Annotated in this window: 19 protein-coding genes; 12 read left to right on the top strand and 7 right to left on the bottom strand. The window is 70.0% G+C overall.

Going from position 1 to position 16,991, the window contains the following annotated elements:
- Positions 1–114: 114 nt before the first annotated feature.
- The gene (locus LT972_RS05935) at positions 115–1,005 is read right to left on the bottom strand and encodes a DMT family transporter (protein WP_232572277.1); all 891 of its coding nucleotides are present in this window, start codon (positions 1,003–1,005) and stop codon (positions 115–117) included.
- Between the two features lie 93 nt (positions 1,006–1,098).
- Between LT972_RS05935 and LT972_RS05930 the strand changes: the two genes are divergently transcribed.
- From LT972_RS05930 to LT972_RS05920, 3 genes are read left to right on the top strand one after another with little or no spacing between them, the layout of a single operon-like run.
- A complete protein-coding gene (locus tag LT972_RS05930) occupies positions 1,099–1,779 on the top strand; it encodes a DUF5518 domain-containing protein (RefSeq protein ID WP_232572276.1) in 681 nt (226 codons plus the stop codon).
- Between the two features lie 41 nt (positions 1,780–1,820).
- Positions 1,821–2,627: a hypothetical protein gene (locus LT972_RS05925; protein WP_232572275.1), complete on the top strand. Its 807-nt coding sequence runs from the start codon at positions 1,821–1,823 to the stop codon at positions 2,625–2,627.
- 49 nt (positions 2,628–2,676) lie between these two features.
- The gene (locus tag LT972_RS05920) at positions 2,677–4,377 is read left to right on the top strand and encodes a hypothetical protein (protein ID WP_232572274.1); all 1,701 of its coding nucleotides are present in this window, start codon (positions 2,677–2,679) and stop codon (positions 4,375–4,377) included.
- A gap of 47 nt (positions 4,378–4,424) precedes the next feature.
- Here LT972_RS05920 and LT972_RS05915 read toward each other — a convergent pair whose 3' ends face one another.
- Positions 4,425–4,820: a MaoC family dehydratase gene (locus LT972_RS05915; RefSeq protein WP_232572273.1), complete on the bottom strand. Its 396-nt coding sequence runs from the start codon at positions 4,818–4,820 to the stop codon at positions 4,425–4,427.
- 88 nt (positions 4,821–4,908) lie between these two features.
- Between LT972_RS05915 and LT972_RS05910 the strand changes: the two genes are divergently transcribed.
- The 9 genes from LT972_RS05910 to LT972_RS05870 all read left to right on the top strand — a co-directional run bounded on the left by LT972_RS05910 (position 4,909) and on the right by LT972_RS05870 (position 14,188).
- A complete protein-coding gene (locus LT972_RS05910; RefSeq protein ID WP_232572272.1) occupies positions 4,909–5,706 on the top strand; it encodes an alpha/beta fold hydrolase in 798 nt (265 codons plus the stop codon).
- Positions 5,699–7,267 (top strand): AMP-binding protein, encoded by a 1,569-nt coding sequence (locus LT972_RS05905; protein ID WP_232572271.1) that lies wholly within the window; start codon positions 5,699–5,701, stop codon positions 7,265–7,267. The genes LT972_RS05910 and LT972_RS05905 overlap by 8 nt, the downstream gene beginning before the upstream one ends.
- Before the next feature lie 42 nt (positions 7,268–7,309).
- Positions 7,310–8,005, top strand: a complete 696-nt coding sequence (locus LT972_RS05900; RefSeq protein WP_232572270.1) for a helix-turn-helix domain-containing protein — start codon at positions 7,310–7,312, stop codon at positions 8,003–8,005.
- Positions 8,006–8,088: 83 nt separating this feature from the next.
- Complete coding sequence (locus LT972_RS05895; RefSeq protein ID WP_232572269.1) at positions 8,089–9,447, top strand: ABC transporter substrate-binding protein; 1,359 nt, start codon at positions 8,089–8,091, stop codon at positions 9,445–9,447.
- Positions 9,448–10,236: an ABC transporter ATP-binding protein gene (locus tag LT972_RS05890; protein ID WP_232572268.1), complete on the top strand. Its 789-nt coding sequence runs from the start codon at positions 9,448–9,450 to the stop codon at positions 10,234–10,236. It abuts the gene before it with no gap.
- The gene (locus LT972_RS05885) at positions 10,233–10,928 is read left to right on the top strand and encodes an ABC transporter ATP-binding protein (protein ID WP_232572267.1); all 696 of its coding nucleotides are present in this window, start codon (positions 10,233–10,235) and stop codon (positions 10,926–10,928) included. Before LT972_RS05890 ends, LT972_RS05885 begins: the two co-directional genes overlap by 4 nt.
- Positions 10,925–11,902, top strand: coding sequence for a branched-chain amino acid ABC transporter permease (locus LT972_RS05880; RefSeq protein ID WP_232572266.1), 978 nt, complete (start codon positions 10,925–10,927; stop codon positions 11,900–11,902). The genes LT972_RS05885 and LT972_RS05880 overlap by 4 nt, the downstream gene beginning before the upstream one ends.
- A gap of 88 nt (positions 11,903–11,990) precedes the next feature.
- Positions 11,991–13,178 carry a branched-chain amino acid ABC transporter permease gene (locus LT972_RS05875; RefSeq protein ID WP_232572265.1) on the top strand — a complete coding sequence of 396 codons (1,188 nt, stop codon included), beginning with the start codon at positions 11,991–11,993 and terminating at the stop codon, positions 13,176–13,178.
- Entirely contained in the window at positions 13,175–14,188 is a 1,014-nt protein-coding gene (locus LT972_RS05870) for a 3-oxoacyl-ACP synthase (RefSeq protein WP_232572264.1), read from the top strand. Before LT972_RS05875 ends, LT972_RS05870 begins: the two co-directional genes overlap by 4 nt.
- 43 nt (positions 14,189–14,231) lie before the next feature.
- Here LT972_RS05870 and LT972_RS05865 read toward each other — a convergent pair whose 3' ends face one another.
- From LT972_RS05865 to LT972_RS05845, 5 genes are all read right to left on the bottom strand, one after another.
- Positions 14,232–14,573: a hypothetical protein gene (locus LT972_RS05865; RefSeq protein WP_232572263.1), complete on the bottom strand. Its 342-nt coding sequence runs from the start codon at positions 14,571–14,573 to the stop codon at positions 14,232–14,234.
- Between the two features lie 380 nt (positions 14,574–14,953).
- A complete protein-coding gene (locus LT972_RS05860; protein ID WP_232572262.1) occupies positions 14,954–15,148 on the bottom strand; it encodes a hypothetical protein in 195 nt (64 codons plus the stop codon).
- 40 nt (positions 15,149–15,188) lie between these two features.
- Positions 15,189–15,551, bottom strand: a complete 363-nt coding sequence (locus LT972_RS05855) for a hypothetical protein (RefSeq protein ID WP_232572261.1) — start codon at positions 15,549–15,551, stop codon at positions 15,189–15,191.
- Positions 15,552–15,588: 37 nt separating this feature from the next.
- Positions 15,589–15,810 (bottom strand): hypothetical protein, encoded by a 222-nt coding sequence (locus LT972_RS05850; RefSeq protein ID WP_232572260.1) that lies wholly within the window; start codon positions 15,808–15,810, stop codon positions 15,589–15,591.
- Between the two features lie 71 nt (positions 15,811–15,881).
- Positions 15,882–16,934, bottom strand: a complete 1,053-nt coding sequence (locus tag LT972_RS05845) for an NAD(P)-dependent alcohol dehydrogenase (protein WP_232572259.1) — start codon at positions 16,932–16,934, stop codon at positions 15,882–15,884.
- Positions 16,935–16,991 lie beyond the last annotated feature (57 nt).

Here is a 16,991-nt window from a genome sequence, read left to right as displayed (position 1 = left end):
GGTTTGTGGCGACGAGTGGCGATATCGGCTGACTGCACGCCGTGATTAGCCGTGGGCGACGACCCCCTCGCGACGAGGGGCAGGCGAGATAGCGCGACCGGCCGAGGTGATGAATTAGCCGGGCGAGGACTGGAGGAGGACGACAGCGCCGAGAACGAGCGCGCCGCCGGCGACGGTGACGGCGGTGACGGGTTCTGCGAACAGGAGCGCGCCGAGCGCGACCGTAATCGGCGGTTCGACGGTGCTGACGATGCCGGCCCGGCTCGCGCCGAGGCGTTCGAGACCGGCGAAGAAGGCGAACACGGGGACAGCGGTGGCGAGCGCCGCGACGCCGACGAGGATGGCCCAGTCGGTCGGCGCGCGGGGGACAGCGAGGTCGCCGGTCGCGGCGCCGACGACGAGGAAAGTGACGGCGGCCGCCGGGAGCACGTGCGCGGTCAACACGAGCGAGTCGGTGTCGTCGAGGGCGGCCCGGGAGACGGTGATGTAGGCGGCGTACGCGACGGCGGCCGCGAGCACGACGAGCACGCCGGTCGGCGAGGCGCCAGCGGGGTTCGCACCCACGGCGAGGGCGACCCCCGAGAGCGCGAGACAGAGCGCGAGCACCGTCGTGCGACCGACGGATTCGCCGACGGCGACCGCGGCGAGGAGGACGACGAACGCGGGGTACGTGTAGAGCACGATGGCGACCATCCCCGCGGTCATGAACTCCAAGCCGACGAAGTAGAGGCCGCTCATCGTGGCGTAGCCGAGCGCGCCGAGCGCGACCGCGACGCCGAGCGTGCGACCGCGCAGCAGGCGCGCGCGACCGCGGGCCGCGAGCGCCGTCCAGACGAACGCGGACCCGAGGACGAACCGGAAGACGAGCACCGTCGGAATGGAGAGGCCGGCGCGCTGGGCGTACACGCCGAAGATACCGAGCGTCCCGAAGCCGGCGGCGGAGACGAACACGAGCGCGAACCCCAGCGCGTCCGCGTCGAACCGCGAGCCGAGTCCGGTGTCCATGCGCGCCACGTACCGGGCGGCGCGGTATAACTCTCCGCCCGCCCGCGAGAATCACCGGTCGGAGTTAAGAGACGGGCTGCCGACACGTGCAGTATGGCGACCGCCGATTCACCCGACGCGCCCGCGGACGAACCGCCAATTCTCCTCCGGAAGCCGGTCGACTGGCTCGTCGGCGTCGTGCTCGTGTTGTTCGGTCTCGGCACCGCACTCGCCGGGCTGGCGCTCCGGGCTGGTGCGGACCGCGACCGCATCGCCGAGATGGTCGCCGAGGGAACCCTCCGGTCTGACGTCCTCACCGAAGCCGAACTCGTGGACGCGACACACGAACTCGCGCGCTGGGGCGGCTTCGGCGCGGCCGCGACGGGTGCGGTGCTCGTGCTCGCTGGCGTCGGCTACGTCGCACACCGGTCTCGCGTCCGTGGTCGACCGGGCGGGACACCGGACACCGTCAGCGTCGCCGTGCTCGGCGCCGTCGTCACCGGCGTCACCTCCTTCGTCCCGGTCTCGCCCGTCGTCGGCGGCGGCGTCGCGGGCTACCTCCACGACGGCGACGGGACGGCGGGCGTGCGTGTCGGCGGCGCCGCCGGTCTCGTGGCTGCCGTCCCGCTCGCGGTGTTGTTCGGATTCCTCGCCGCCGGACTCGCCGCGAGCGGGAACGCGTTCGTCGCCGGCGTGCTCGCCGTCGCGCTCGGCGTCTCCGCGCTCTTCGTCGTGGCGCTGAGCGCGCTCGGCGGCTACCTCGGCGTCTACCTCAGAAACGAGTTCGCCGACTGACCGGGGGAACGCTTACCCCGGCGGAACGCCACCGCAGTCCCGTGCAGGCGTTCCCCGCGCTCCCCGACGTCGAGTCCGCGCCCGTCGGCCTGTTCAACGCCGGTCACCTCTGGGTGCAGGAGTGGGTTGCCGGCGGCCCGCTCCGGTTCCAGTTGGGCGGCGACGGCCTCCTCCGGTTCGGCGACGGCGAGCGAGTGTTCCCGCCGGGCGAAATCCCGGTCGGCTACCGGGCTGCGGCCCGCGAGGTTCGCGAGCGATTGGACCGCGGCGCGCTCCGGGACGCGCTCGACGACACCGAGACGGCCACGTTCTTCGGCGTCGCGCCCCGATTCGAGGGCGTCGACTACGACTGGGCGAGGACGCCGGCATTCCTCGGTTTCGACGCCCGCGTCGAAGGCGATTTCCTCCCGCCGGACGCCGTCGAACGGACCTTCGAGCGTCTCGGGCTGACGCCCCTGAACGCCGTCGCGAAGGAGGTGCGCGCGACGGACTTCGACCCCGGAAGTTACGACGCCCCGGTGTCGGCGTGGCGCGACGGCCCGGCGGCTGGCGTCCTCGTCCGGAACAAGACCGGCGACCGCGCAGTCCGGCGATTCGACACTGCCGTCGAGGTGGCGCCGTTCGAGGGCGACGCCGAGGCGGCGGCCGCAGAGTTCGCGACTCGCGAGCGCATCGAGGCGGCAGCAGACGAGGTCGGAAGCGACGTGGACGCCGTCGCGGAGCGCGTCGTCGAGACGCTCGCTCGCGAGCGGTACGCCGTGCTGTTCGGCGACGATGCGGGCGTCGACCCGGCGGCGTTCCAGTCGGCGGTGGCGAAGCGGGCCAGCCGAGTCGTTGGCGGCGGGTGACGCGCCCGAATCCGTGGCCTGAAACCGCCCCGCTCCCTACGAGTCGCCTATGAGTCGGCGGTTCCGCTGGACGCGCCCGCTCCCCCGCGGCGAGGCGACGGTGACGCGCGTCGTCGGCGACCACGAGGACGGCGACGACCCACAGCGACGCTACACGCTCGACGGCGCGAGCGACGCGACCGTCGAACCGACCGAGGGCGTCTCGGTGGAACGGGACGGCGGGAAGCAATGGCTGACGGTCGCAGACGGCGCGGGACTCGCGGTAGTCCGGGTTCGCGTCCGCGGCGAGCGGACGACGCTGCGCGTGCCGGGGCCGACGGTCGACGAGCGCGTGACCGAGACGGCTCGCGGCGACGAGAACGCGGCCCGCGACCTGCTCGCCGCGAGCGAGGGCGCGGTCGCGCTCGCCGTCGCGTGCGGCGGATTTCTGGCGGCGGAGCAATTCGCGTCCCTCGTCGCGACCCTCGCGCGCGCCGACGACCGGGCGTCCGACGCGCTCCACGCGGTGCGCTACGACCTGCTGCGAATCAGCGCGACGACGCCCGCCGGCCCGGATATCGACTCGCGCGAGAGGTTCGAGGCGCTGGCGTCGGGGCTGGACGACGCGAGCGAAATCGGCGACGTGGACGCCGTGGACGCGCTCGCGGCGACGGTGGCCGTCGCCTGTGACTCCCCCCGGGAGTGCCACGACCTGCTCTACCGTCTCGGCTACGACCTCGGTGACGTCATCGAGCGCGACGACCGCTTTCTGGCGTACTACCTCGCGTTCGTCGCGTCGACGGCGGGCGTCGGCGAGGCGAACCGCCGAGCGAGTCGCCACCCGACGGAACTCACGTACGACGAGGCGACGGACCGCGCCGAGGGCGCGGACTACTGGGAGCGCGGCGAGGCGTGGCGCGCCGCCGTCGCGCCCGCCGCCCGGAAGTCTCGGGAGGCGTTCGCGTACGTCCTCGCGAACGCGCTCTACTGGACCGGCGAGGTGTCGCGGCGGGACTCGCGCGCGCCGGAACTGTGTTTCTCGGGCGCCGTCGCGGCGGGCCGGGAAATCGGACTGGACTGGGTGGTCGGACACGCGCGCTACGAGCGAGCGCGCGCTGTCGGTCACCGCCACCGGAGCAAGCGCAACCACGCCGTCGCCGTCGCGGCGTTCGACGACGCGCGCGAAATCGCCGGCGAGTACGCGTTCCTCGACCCGTGGGAGCCGACGTACACGCGAGCGGTGGTGGCGTCGAACTACCACTCGACGCGCGGCGACCACGAGCGCGCAATCGACGCCCTCGACGACGGCGAGGCGGCGCTCGCCGAACAGGACGTGCCGGCCGAGCGCCGAGAAGAGATGCTCGCGCACCTCGACGCCCAGCGCCACGAGCGCCGCGCCATCCTCGCCGACGAGTCGGGCGCGCGGCTCACGCACCTCGAAGCGGCGCGCGACGGCTACGAGGCAATCGGCTTCGAGCGCTCCGTGGAGCGAATCGAGGCGAAACTCGGCGGCGGCGCGGACTCGGCGGGAGCGGAGTCCACGGAGTCGAACGAGGCGCGCGTCGCGACGCCGCGGCGCCGACTCCGCGGGAGCAGAGACCGCGGGCCGAGCCTGTCGGACATCCCGACGCTCCACGACTTCCTCACCGAACCCGACCCGGACGCCGTCGGGAGCGCCGACCCCGGGGTGTTGCCGGACGAACAGGGCGACGACGGACTCGGCGGCGGCGAGTTCGGCGACGACGAGTTCGGGAGCGACCCGCGGTACTGACGAACTGCGGCGGGGCTGTTCTGCGGACGGGGCGGACGAAAGAGAAACTACGACTCGTGCTGGACGGAGAGCACGACGGCTTCGCCGGAGACGACCGTTTCGTCGGTCTCGGCGGTTGTCTCGACGCGGATGCGGTCGCCGCCGAGGTCCTCGACGACTTCGACGGTGGCGGTGACGGTGTCGCCGGGGAAGACGGGGTTCTCGAACTGGAGGTCCTGGGAGAGGTAGATGATGTCGCCCGGGAGGTCGGCGAGCGCGGCGCTTACCGGGCCCGCGGAGAGCATCCCGTGAGCGATGCGGCCGCCGAACATCGTCTCGCTGGCGTACTCCTCGTCGCGGTGGATGGGGTTGTCGTCGCCGGAGAGGGCGGCGTAGGATTCGATAGTCTCCTCGGTGACGGTAATCGAGGCGTCGGCGGTGTCGCCGACAGACGCGACTGGCATGGGTGAGACTCGGGGGGCGGCGGCGGAAAACCCCACGGTTAACATGTGAAGCACGGGGTTGAAGGCGAGGGTCGTGCATCGTTGGCGCATGCAGACGGTATCCCGTGACGGCGTGACGCTGGCCTACGAGCGCGAGGGGCCGGCGGACGCCGAGACGGTCGTCCTCGTCGAAGGGCTGGGTTACGGTCGATGGATGTGGAACTGGCAGCGCGAGGCGCTCGCCGACGACTACGACGTCGTCGTCCCCGACAATCGGGGGTCCGGGGACTCGGACGCGCCGGAGGGGCCGTACACGATTGCGGAGATGGCGGCCGACTTGGACGCCGTCCTCGAAGACGCGGGCGTCGAGGCGGCCCACGTCGTCGGCGCGAGCATGGGCGGGATGATAGCCCAGCAGTACGCGCTCGACTTCGAGAAGGCCGAGACGCTGACGCTACTGTGTACGTCGCCGGGCGGCGAGGTCGCGGAGCCGACACCGCCCGAAACGCAACAGCGCATGTTCGAGGTGCCCGAGGGCCTCGACCAGCGCGAGGAGATTCGGTACAAGATGGCGCCGGCGATGACCGACGCGCTCGCCGAGGACGACGACCTGCTCGAACGGATTATCGACTGGCGGCTGGACTCGGACGCGCCGCAGCACGCGCGAGAGGCACAGGGCGCCGCCGTCGCGACGTTCGATGCGAGCGACCGCCTCGGCGACGTCGAGGTGCCGGTGTTGGTGATGCACGGCACCGCCGACCGCGTGCTCCCGGTCGGGAACAGCGAGGTGCTCCACGAGCGCCTGCCGGACAGCCGCCTCGAACTCGTCGAGGGCGGCCCGCACCTGTTCTTCGTGGAGGACGCCGAGCGCGTGAACGACGCGGTACGGGAGTTCCTCGATGAGTGATGCGGGCGACTGGGTGGGCGACTGGAGCGCCCGCCGCGCGGCGCTGTCCCCGGACCGCCCCGCGCTGACCGACGCGACCACGGGCGAGTCGTGGACGTACGCGGAGATGGACGCGCGAGCGAACCGGACAGCGCGCCTGCTCCGCGAGTTCGGCGTCGCGGACGGCGAGCGGGTCGCCGTCGTCTCGCGGAACCGCCCGGAACTCGTGGACCTCGTGTTCGCGTGCGGGAAGACGGGCGGCGTGTTCGCGCCGCTGTCTCATCGCCTCGCACCGCCCGAACTCGCGGAACTGTTCGAGAACGTCGACCCCGAACTCGTCGTCGTGGAGGAGCCGTTCGACGGCGACGTGGCCGACGCGGTGCCCGAGGACGCGGACGTGTTGTCGCTGACGACCGACGGCGACCACCGGTGGGACGACTTCGGCGCGCACGTTCCGGACGACGACTCGCCCGTGGAGACGCCCGACCTGTCCACGGACGACCCGTTCATGTTCCTGCACACCGGCGGCTCGACGGGCACGCCGAAGGAGACGGTGCTGACCCACGGGTCGGTGACGTGGAACGCCACGAACACGGTGACCGCGTGGGGACTCCGGCCGGGCGACGCGACGCCGATGGTGTTCCCGATGTTCCACACGGGCGGTTGGAACGTGCTCACGATGCCGTTGTTTCACGTCGGCGGCCACGTCGTCGTCGCGCGGGACTTCGACCCCGGCGAGGTGCTCAATCTGGTCGAGGAGTACGACGCGTCGGTGCTCGTCGCGGTGCCGGCCGTCCTGCGGATGATGACCGAGCACGACGACTGGCCGGACACCGACCTCTCGACGCTGCGGTTCGCGAAGAGCGGCGGCGGCCCGTGCCGGCGCGCCGTGATGGAGACGTACTGGGACCGCGGCGTCGACCTCTCGCAGGGCTACGGGCTGACCGAGTGCGGACCGAACAACTTCGCGATGCCGGACGGCTGGGACCGCGAGAAGGCCGACAGCGTCGGCGTCCCCGCGATGCACGTGGACGCCCGGATCGTGGACGGCGACGGCGAGCGCGTCGACCAGGGCGAGGTCGGCGAACTCGAACTCCGGGGGCCACACGCCGCCGCGGGCTACTGGCGCGCGCCCGAGGAGACCGCCGACGCGTTCGGCGTGCCAGCCGTCGACGACCCGACGACCGTCGACGCCGACGACTACTGGGTGTCCACGGGCGACCTCTGTCGGGTGGACGCGGACGGCTACCACTACATCGAGGGCCGGAAGAAGAACATGTTCGTGAGCGGCGGCGAGAACGTCTACCCGCCCGAAGTCGAGGACGCACTCGCCGACCACCCCGGCGTGAGCGAGGTGGTCGTCATCGGCGTGCCCGACGACACGTGGGGCACTGTCGGAAAGGCAATCGTGCAGGGCGACGACTCGCTGACGGTCGAGGACTTCGATTCGTTCCTCGACGGTCGCCTCGCGCGCTTCAAGCACCCCCACCACGTCGCGTTCGTCGACGACATGCCGACCAGCGGCCCCTCGAAAATCGACCGGGACGCGCTCAGAGAGCGGTTCGGTGGGGGCACAGAGTAAACGTTTTACCTGTCGTTTCCCTGGTACAGACGAGTAGAAACGATGATTAACGTTAGCATGGAGGTGGAGCAGTACGACTGCCCGTTCGTCCATGCGAGCGACAGCCACGAGGTCGCCTTCTCCTCGGTCCACTGCGACACGAACCCGGACCGGACGGAAGTCCGGATGGTCGCGGAGGCCGCCGACCGCGACGCGCTCGAAAACGGCCTGTCGTCGGTGCGGGGCCACGGCCACGTCGCCGACTACGAGCTGTTCTCGAAGGTGGACAACGTCGCGAAGTTCCGGACCGTCGTCGGGCCGACCGACGCGATGACGGTCGTCCACGCCCACGACGGCTACGTCACCGGCCCGTTCTTCGCCGAGGCCGGCACCGAGACGTGGCACCTCGGGTTCGACGAGACGGAGCGCGCCGACGACGCGCTCGCCGCGCTCGAACGCTCCCACGAGTTCGACGTGGTGGGCCGCGACGACACGGACGAGACCGAACTCCACCAACTCGTCCAGAACGCGGGCGCCGCGATGACGCTCATCGAGGGCGCGAAAGACCTCTCGGACGTGGAACGACAGACCCTGGAGGCCGCGGTCTCGGACGGCTACTACGAGAGCCCGCGGGACGCCACGCTCGGCACGCTCGCCGACCGCTTCGACGTGTCGAAACCCGCGGTGTCGAAGAACCTCCGCCGGGGCGAACAGAAGATGATTCAGCGCGTCATCGAAGCCATCGAGGACATCGAGTGACCGCCGCTCGCTTTGCGTCCGGTGGCGCCTGTTCACATGTTAACCCGGCAGTATTTGCAGGAACAGTCGGAGAGTGAACTATCATGACGGACTTTGGCACGTCACGTCGAACCGTACTCAAGTCGCTCGGCGCAGCGGGCGCCGCCGGAATCACGGGCCTCGCCGGGTGTGCCGGCCTCGGCGGGTCCAGCAGCCCCGACAACATGAAAATTGGCGTAATGCAGCCGCTATCCACGAGCATCGCGTACTACGGACAACAGGCGCTGTGGGGATTCCTCTCCGGGCTCGCGTACAAGGGTGACACCGACCCCATCGCCGACCCCGGCACGGGCACCCACGAGGTCGAAATCGAGGGGACGACGTACGAACTCGTCGTCCGCGACACCCAGTTCGACGCCGACGAAGCCCAGTCCATCGCGAGCAACCTCGTCACCGACGAGGAAGTCGACATGCTGTTCGGCTGTGCGTCCTCCAGCGCCGCACAGCGCGTCGTCGACAACGTCCTCAGCGCGACGGACATCCCGTACATGGCGGGCCCGGCGGCGTCCGCGAGCCTGACCTCGGGCGGCGAGTCGTGTAGCAACCAACTGTTCCGCGCGAGCGAGAACACCGCGATGGACGCCCGGAGCGGCGGGAAGTACGTCGCCGAGGAGTCCGACGTGAACAGCGTCTACCTGTTCGGCGCGGACTACTCCTTCGGGAAGGCCGTCGTCAACAACTACGAGCGCGTGCTCTCGGACGCCGGCGTCGAAATCGTCGGCAAGCGCTTCGTGGAGAGCGGGCACTCCGAGTGGGAGGGCCTCCTCCAGCAGGCCGAGGAAGCCGGCGCCGAGGGCGTCGTCGGCGGGTTCACCGTGTCGACGCTCCCCGCGATGTTCTCCCAGTTCCTGCAGGGCGACTACTCCTACCGCCTGTTCGGCGGGTTCGCGACGCGCGTCGCGACGAACGTCCTCGGGCAGACCCTCAAGGGCCAACTCGGCGAACCGCTCACGGAGGAGAAACTCGACGGCGTGAAGGCCGGACCGTTCACCACCCGGTATCACTGGAACCAGTACGACAACGACATCAACAGCACGTTCGTCGACCAGTACTCGTCTGCCTACGGCACCGTGCCGGACCTGTTCAGTTCCGGGACGTTCACCGCGGCGTCGGCCATCGTGCAAGCCATCAACGAGTCCGGGTCGACGGACGCGGCGGACATCCAGGACGCGCTCACCGGCATGACCGTCACGGACACGCCGAAGGGCGAGGGCGGCTACACGTTCCAGGAGTACAACAATCAGGCTCGCTCCGAGATGACCGTCGCGAACGTCGCGCCGACCAGCGACGAGTGGTCGGAGACGTGGCAGGCACCCATCATGCCGAGCGAGCCGCTCTCGCGTGTCTCCGCCGAGGAGACGACGATTCCGAAAGACAGCGACCAGATGAACTGCTCGCTGTAGATGTTGCGGACGCGGGGATTGACCCGCCGGTTCGGGGGACTGGTCGCCGTCGACCACGTCGACTTCGAACTCGGCGACGACGAACTGTGTTCGCTCATCGGCCCGAACGGAGCGGGGAAGACGACGTTCTTCAACCTCCTGACGGGCACGCTGGCGCCCAGCGACGGCGCCGTCGAACTCCGGACCGACGACGGGTGGCGGGACGTGACCGACGCCGACCCGGCGGAGACGGCGCGCATGGGCGTCCACCGGTCGTACCAGATTACGAATATCTTTCCGACGAACACCGTCCTCGAGAACGTGCGCGTCGCCGCGCAGGCCGACGCCGACACGGGCCGACAGTTCCACCGGAACGTCAACGCCTTCGAGGAACACTACGAGGAGGCCTACGGCATCCTCGAACGCGTCGGCCTCGCCGACGAGGCCGACACCACCGCGGAGAATCTCAGCCACGGCGCCGCGCGCCAACTCGAAGTCGGCGTCGCGCTCGCGGGCGACCCGGACGTACTCCTGTTGGACGAGCCGAACGCCGGCGTGTCCAGCGAGAGCGTCGACCGCATCGTCGACCTCATCGAGGACGTGGCGAGCGACCACGCCGTGCTCCTGGTCGAACACAACATGGACATCGTGATGAACGTCAGCGACCGCGTCGTCGTCCTCGACCGCGGGTCCGTCATCGCCGACGGTCCCCCCGAGGACGTGCGCAACGACGAGGACGTCCGGCAGGCGTACCTCGGCGGCTACGAGCGCGAGGACGCCGCCGACTCCAGTGGAGGTGGGGTGGCGTGAGCCTGCTCGAAGTCGAGGACATCCACACGTACTACGGCGAGAGCCACGTCCTCGAGGGCGTCTCGCTGGAAGTGGAGCGTGGCGAAGTCGTCGCGCTCGTCGGGCGGAACGGCGTCGGGAAGACGACGACGCTCCGGTCGATTCTCCAGTTGACGCCGCCCCGCGAGGGCGACGTGCGCTACGACGGCGAGAGCGTCGTCGGCCTCGACACCCACGAGATTGCCGACCGCGGCGTCGGGTGGATTCCCGAGGACCGCCGCGTGTTCGCACACCTCACCGTCGAGGAGAACATCCGGCTCTCCGTGCCGAAAGGGGAGAGCGAACGCGAGGGACTCGAGACGGCCTACGAGGCGTTCCCGGACCTCGAAGAGTTCTCGGGCCGCGACGCCGGCACGCTGTCCGGCGGCCAACAGCAGATGCTGTCCATCGCCCGCGGCCTCGTCGGCGAGAACGACCTCCTGCTCGTGGACGAACCGAGCGAGGGGCTGGCGCCGCTCATCGTCGAGAACGTCGCGAACTCGCTGCGCGAAGTCGCCGAGGACACCACGCTGTTGCTGGTCGAACAGAACCTCCCGCTCGCCCTCGACATCGCCGACCGGTTCTACGTCGTCGACCACGGCACGGTCGTCGACGAGGGCTCCACGGAGGGCGTGACGACCGACGACGAGCGCTTCCGGAGGTTGTCAGCGTGACCGCGACAGTCGCCGCGCTCGATGCGACCGCGGTCTTCGAGGTGTTCGTCAACGGCCTCGCGAAGGCGTCGCTGTACGCGATGATGGCGCTCGGCCTGACGCTCATCTTCGGGCTGCTCGGCGTGCTGAACTTCGCCCACGGCTCCCTGACGATGCTCGGCGCGTACGTCGCCGGCCTCGTGATGGTGACGTTCTCGGGCGGCGGCACGGCCGCGTTCGCGTGGTTCTTCCTCGCCGCGGTCGTCGCGGCCGTCCTCGTCGGCGGCGTCGGCGCCGCGATGGAGGTCGGCCTCATCCGGAAACTGTACGACCGGCCGCCGGTCTACCAGATTCTGCTGACGTTCGGCGTGACGCTGGTCATCGACGAACTCGCGCGCATCGTCGTGTTGTTCTACGGCGTCCAGCCGCGGGCCGACTGGCGCGCCGCGCTCTCCACGAAACCGCCCGTGATGGGGCAGTCCGTGGACGTGCTCGGCGCGTCCGTCGGCAACCTCCAGTTGTTCCAGATCGCGTGGGGCGTCCTCACCGTCGCCGCGGTGTGGGCGTTCCTGAACCGAACGCGGTACGGCCTCGTCGTGCGCGCCGGCAGCGAGGACGACGAGATGGCGGCCGCGCTCGGCGTCGACGTGCGCCGCGTGTTCACGGTCGTGTTCGCGCTCGGCGCCGCGCTCGCCGGGTTCGCGGGCGCGCTCCTGATGTGGGACTCCGTCTGGGGAGCGAGCGTCCCGCTCGCGTCCGAGACGCTGCTCCCGGCGTTCGTCGTCGTCATCGTCGGCGGCCTCGGGTCGTTCCGCGGCACCGTCGTCGCCGCACTCCTCGTCGGTATGGTGGATGCAGTCATGACGTACGTGTTCAACCAAGGCATCGTGACGTTCTCCGGGCTCCCGGAACTGACCGTCTTCCTCATCCTCGTGGGCGTGCTCGTCGTTCGCCCGCAGGGCATCTCCGGCCTAGCGGAGGTGGGCGGCCATTAGCACCGAGTCGGTCGGTCGCGAGGACGCGACCGACGCCGAAACGAGTTGGGTCCGGCAGTACGCCCGCGACCACGTCGCGCACCTGCTCGTGGTGGCGTTCTTCGGGGTCTACCCGCTGATTTACTCGTTCCTCGGCGGCGTCGCCGAGTTCGAGGCGTTCCTCCCGCAGACGGAGACGATGATTGCGGTGTTCTACTTCGGGCTGTTCGCGATGAGTTTCGACTTCATCAGCGGCTACACGGGCTACCTGTCGTTCGGCCACGCCGCGTTCTACGGCGCGGGCGGCTACTTCGTCGTGCTCGTCGCCAGCGGGAAGATTCCGCTGCTCCCGGCGGGCACGCCGTTCATGGTGAGTCTGCTGCTCGCGGGCGTGCTCGCGGCGCTGCTCGCCGTCGTCATCGGGTCGGTGTCGTTCCGGCTCTCCGGCGTCTACTTCGCGATGATAACCCTCGGGTTCGCGCAGGTGCTGTACGTGCTGATGCGGGACTGGGACTACCTCGGGTCGAACCCCCGTGACGGCGTCTCCGTCAGCAACAGCCTCCACCCCGAGGGCTTCGAAATCGGCGTGCCGTTCGTGGACGCGCTGAACTTCGCAATCGGCCCGCTCCGCGGGGACGAACTCGACTTGTTGTTCCTCGACCTCGGCGCGACCGAAGTGTCGTACTACATGGTCGGCCTCGTGGTGCTGGTCTGCTACCTCGCGATGCAGCGCATGGTACACTCGCCGTTCGGTCGCGTGCTCGTCGCCATCCGCGAGAACGAGGAGCGCGCCCGCGCGGTCGGCTACGACACGTTCCGGTACAAACTCGCGGCGTTCGCCGCGAGCGGCTTCTTCGCCGGCATCGCGGGCGGCCTGTTCGCGGGCTACCGGCGGTCGGTCACGCCGGACAACTCGCTTTACTTCCTCGTCAGCGGGGACGCCCTGCTGGCCTCCATCATCGGCGGGTTCGGCACGCTCGCCGGGCCGCTGTACGGTCGGCTGTTCGACCGGAGCATCCGCGAGTTCCTCTCGAAGACCGGGGGCGGCGGCGGCCTGCTCCCGCTGCTCCGTGACTACGTGCCCGCCGGCGTGCTCGAAACGCCGATTCTGAACGGGATGACCGTCGGGCAGGGCATCGAGACGTTCCTGAACGGGCACGCCGCGCTCTACCTCGGCGTCGTGTTCGTGATGTTCGTGCTGTACGTGCCCGGCGGCCTGCTCGGCGCGCTGCGCGACCGCCTCGGCGGCACCGTCGCGAAGCAACTCCCGGCGTACCTCGCGAGGTTCAAGCGATGACCGTCTGTCTCACCGGCTACGGCGTCTACACGCCCGACGAGACGGTGACCGGCGAGGAAATCGCCGCGGAGAGCGGGATTCCCGAGGCGGTCGTCGTGGAGAAGATGGGCATCGAACGGAAACACGTCTGTCCGCCGGACGCCGACCACGCGACCGACATGTGCGTCGAGGCGGCCGAAGACGCGCTCGCGGACGCCGACGTGGCCCCCGAAGAACTCGATTTGGTGCTCTACCACGGGAGCGAGTTCAAGGACTACGTGGTGTGGTCGGCGGCCGCGAACGTCGCCGAGCGCCTCGGCGCCGATGCGGCGTACGCGACCGAGAGTTACACGCTGTGTGCGGGCGCGCCCCTCGCGATTCGGCAGACGCGCGCCCAACTCCAGACCGGCGACGTGGACACCGCCCTGTTGGTGTCCGCGAGCCGCGAGGAGGACCTCGTGGACTACGGCGACGAGGACGCCTCCTTCATGTTCAACTTCGGGAGCGGCGCGTCCGCGTTCGTGCTGGAGCGGGACGCCGGCGACCGCACGCGAGCGGTCGTCCACGAGTCCGCCGCGCTCACGGACGGCAGTTTCTCGGAGGACGTAATCATGCCCGCTGGCGGGTCGGAGCGCCCGCCGTCGCGGGAGACGGTGGACGCCGGGCTGCACGCGCTCACCGTCGCCTCGGACGACATGAAGGAGCGAATCGCGCCCGTCAGCGGCCCGAACTTCCTCGACGTCGCGGACGACGCGCTGGAGCGCTCGGGGCTGACGCGCGAGGACCTCGATTTCGTGGCGCTGACGCACATGAAGCGGTCGTTCCACGACTGGCTGACCGACGAACTGGGCGTGGGCGAGGACGCCCACCACTACCTCGACGAGTACGGGCACGTCCAGAGCGTGGACCAGGCGCTCGCACTCGACGAGGGCGTACGGGCCGGGAACGTCGAGTCCGGGGACACGGTGTTGTTCCTCGCGGCCGGCACCGGCTACACGTGGGCGGCGACCGCGCTGGAGTGGCGCGGGTAGCGGCTCTCGGTCGATTCTTCTGCGGTTCGGTTCGCTGTCCCGGCTAACCCACCTCTTGGACGGGTTCGCCGGGCGGGACGACGGCGCGGTCGAGTTGCAGGTCGTCGACGCTGTCGACGCCGAAGCCGTCGATGAGGGCTTCTCGCGTGGCGGCTTCGGTGTCCGGCGCGTCGTCCACGTCGAGGGTCGCCTCGATGGTTGCGTCGACCTGCAGGTCGTTGAGCCGGGGGCGGAGGTCAGTCACGTCGACGCGTTCGACGCTGCCGACGGCGTCGATTCGGGTGACGACGCTCTCCGCGCCGGCTTCGAGGTCGCCGGCGGCGTTGCGCGATACGTGCATCGTGAGGTCCGCGACGACGCGGACCGTCTGGCTGGCTGCTGCCATAGGCTCCCGCCGAGAGTCGAACTCGGTGGGACCACGGGGCCGGCCCGTCGGGAGCGGGCAGCCCGCGCTCACGCGTAGGGTTCCGGAGAAGAACACGCAGTGCCGTCGGTAGGTGTCGACGGCGTCCGCGTCCTCCCCGGGGTGAATCGCCGCTTCACGCGGCGAGGGTGGACGCGGACTGCGCGTTCGGGTGATATCCGGCCGCGACGAATCCCACGCGAGCACACGCGGACTCCCCACTAATCGAGGGAGAGTCGGTGGCGCGGGATGTCGTTGCGGTCATTATCGGTCACCCGGTGGACTCGGTCGCTCCGAGTCGCAGTGTGACTCGTAAATTCTGCCCCCGTACAATAAGTTTTGTCTCGGTGTGCGAGAGAGTCTCAGTCGCGTTCGCGCCAGCCTCTCGTGAGCGCCCACAGCAGGAGGACGGCACCCTCGACGCGGGCGACGGTGTACACCCACGGTTTCAGGTCGCCGTCGTCGTCGGTCGCGACTCCCATCCACCAGTCCACGAACTGCCGGGGGACGAGGAGTTCGAAGAGACCGGTCACCGCGGCGAGGATGCGCAGGAGCATACCCGAGACGACGACTCGAACCGAGAAAAGTAGCCGTCGCCTACGACGCGAGCGCGTCGAGCAGGCGGCGGGCTTCCGCGACCGACGCGCCGGCGCCGCGGGCGACGGCGACGAGCGCACCGCCGACGCGGAACTCGGCGGGCGCGACGCCCAGTCGCCGAGACACCGGACCGGCGCGCGCGTCCGCTCCGAGAATCGCGACCGGCGACTCCCGGACGCGGACCTCGACGGTGACGTCGGCGGCCCGGAGCGCCGCGGAGAAGCCGGTGAGGCGCTCCCGGGGGACGCTCCGGAGCACGTCGACGGCGGCGCCGAGCGCCGGCACGTCCACGAGCACCCGGTCGCCCGTCGACTCGACGCCCACGTCGGTGCCGTCGACGGACACCGAGAGGTCGGTGGTCACGGAGAGCGGTTCGCCGCGCCAGGTCGGCGTGGGCGACTCACTCGCGTTCACGGGTCGTGACGCGGACCGTGCCGTCCACGTGCCAGTGCGCGTGTTCGGCGTCGTCGCCGGTGCCACTCGGGACGTCCACGTCGAGGTCGTCGAACTCGTAGACGATTTCGGCGCCGCGTCCGGTGAGTCGGTCGTAGAGTCCGATTGCGAGGTCGGGCCACGTCGTCGTCTCCTCGATTCGCTCGGTCGTTGGGTCTGATTCGCTCATCACGCCAACCCACGGCGCGAGCGGCGTTTGTTATGGAGTGTGGCGGCCGACGTAACTCCGCGTTACCGCCGTCACTCGAACGTTATCAGGGGCTTGATGACGCCGTCCTCCTTGGACTCCATCAACTCGAAGGCCTCGTCCGTGTTCTCGAACGCGAACTCGTGTGTGGTCATCGGCGTCGGGTCGACGCGTCCGGAGTCGATGAGCGCGAGCAGGCGTTCGAGGCGCAGGCGGCCGCCCGGACAGAGCCCCGTCACGATGTCCTTCTCGGCCATGCCGACGCCCCAGTCCTCGCGCGGGAGGTTCACGTACTCGCCCTCGCCGTGGTAGCCGACGTTCGAGACGGTGCCGCCGGGCTTCACGGCGGCGACGCACTGTTCGAGCGTCTCGCTCGACCCGAGGGCCTCGATGGCGGCGTCGACGCCCTCGCCGTCGGTGCGTTCGCGTATCTGTTCGACCGGGTCGCCCTCGGCGAAGTCGACGATTTCGTCGGCGCCGTACTGCTTCGCGAGGTCCTGCCGGGACTGCACCGTCTCCACGGCGAAGATGCGGCCCGCGCCCTGCAGGTCCGCGCCCTTCGTCGCCATCAGGCCGACCGGCCCCTGCGCGAACACGGCGACCGTGCCACCCACGGGAATGTCGGCGTGCTCGGCGCCCATGAAGCCGGTACTCATCATGTCGGTGACGTAGGCGGCCTCCTCGTCGGTAACCGACTCCGGGATGGGCGCGAGGTTCGCGTCCGCCTCGTTGACGTGGACGTACTCGGCGAACACGCCGTCTTTCTCGTTCGCGAACTTCCACCCGCCGAGGGCCGCGCCGGACTGCGAGGGGTGGCCGTCTTGGGCGGCCGCCGACCCCCAGTCGGGCGTGATGGCGCCGACGACGACCCTGTCGCCGGGCGCGAAGTCGGTGACAGAGTCGCCCACCTCGTCGACGGTCCCCACCACCTCGTGGCCGAGCGTGAGGTTCTCGCGCTCCCCGATTGCGCCGTGGACGGTGTGGACGTCCGACGTGCAGACCAACGCCTTCGTCGGGCGGAGAATCGCGTCCGTCGGCCCCGGTTCGGGGCGGTCTTTCTCTGCGAACCCGGTCTCGCCGATGCCGTTCATCACGAATGCTCGCATGGCAGAACGTGACAACGGCGCGAACCGTCTTGAATCGGGTTTCAGGCTCGCAGCGAC

The organism is Halobacterium litoreum (assembly GCF_021233415.1).
Lineage (GTDB): Archaea > Halobacteriota > Halobacteria > Halobacteriales > Halobacteriaceae > Halobacterium > Halobacterium litoreum.
This window is presented reverse-complemented; position numbering and strand designations above follow the sequence as displayed.

Bases quoted from the DNA above. Each gene is read 5' to 3' on its own strand.
- LT972_RS05935 (WP_232572277.1), bottom strand. From the start codon at position 1,005: ATGGACACCGGACTCGGCTCGCGGTTCGACGCGGACGCGCTGGGGTTC.
- LT972_RS05930 (WP_232572276.1), top strand. From the start codon at position 1,099: ATGGCGACCGCCGATTCACCCGACGCGCCCGCGGACGAACCGCCAATT.
- LT972_RS05920 (WP_232572274.1), top strand. From the start codon at position 2,677: ATGAGTCGGCGGTTCCGCTGGACGCGCCCGCTCCCCCGCGGCGAGGCG.
- LT972_RS05915 (WP_232572273.1), bottom strand. From the start codon at position 4,820: ATGCCAGTCGCGTCTGTCGGCGACACCGCCGACGCCTCGATTACCGTC.
- LT972_RS05910 (WP_232572272.1), top strand. From the start codon at position 4,909: ATGCAGACGGTATCCCGTGACGGCGTGACGCTGGCCTACGAGCGCGAG.
- LT972_RS05905 (WP_232572271.1), top strand. From the start codon at position 5,699: ATGAGTGATGCGGGCGACTGGGTGGGCGACTGGAGCGCCCGCCGCGCG.
- LT972_RS05900 (WP_232572270.1), top strand. From the start codon at position 7,310: ATGATTAACGTTAGCATGGAGGTGGAGCAGTACGACTGCCCGTTCGTC.
- LT972_RS05895 (WP_232572269.1), top strand. From the start codon at position 8,089: ATGACGGACTTTGGCACGTCACGTCGAACCGTACTCAAGTCGCTCGGC.
- LT972_RS05890 (WP_232572268.1), top strand. From the start codon at position 9,448: ATGTTGCGGACGCGGGGATTGACCCGCCGGTTCGGGGGACTGGTCGCC.
- LT972_RS05870 (WP_232572264.1), top strand. From the start codon at position 13,175: ATGACCGTCTGTCTCACCGGCTACGGCGTCTACACGCCCGACGAGACG.
- LT972_RS05865 (WP_232572263.1), bottom strand. From the start codon at position 14,573: ATGGCAGCAGCCAGCCAGACGGTCCGCGTCGTCGCGGACCTCACGATG.
- LT972_RS05860 (WP_232572262.1), bottom strand. From the start codon at position 15,148: ATGCTCCTGCGCATCCTCGCCGCGGTGACCGGTCTCTTCGAACTCCTC.
- LT972_RS05850 (WP_232572260.1), bottom strand. From the start codon at position 15,810: ATGAGCGAATCAGACCCAACGACCGAGCGAATCGAGGAGACGACGACG.
- LT972_RS05845 (WP_232572259.1), bottom strand. From the start codon at position 16,934: ATGCGAGCATTCGTGATGAACGGCATCGGCGAGACCGGGTTCGCAGAG.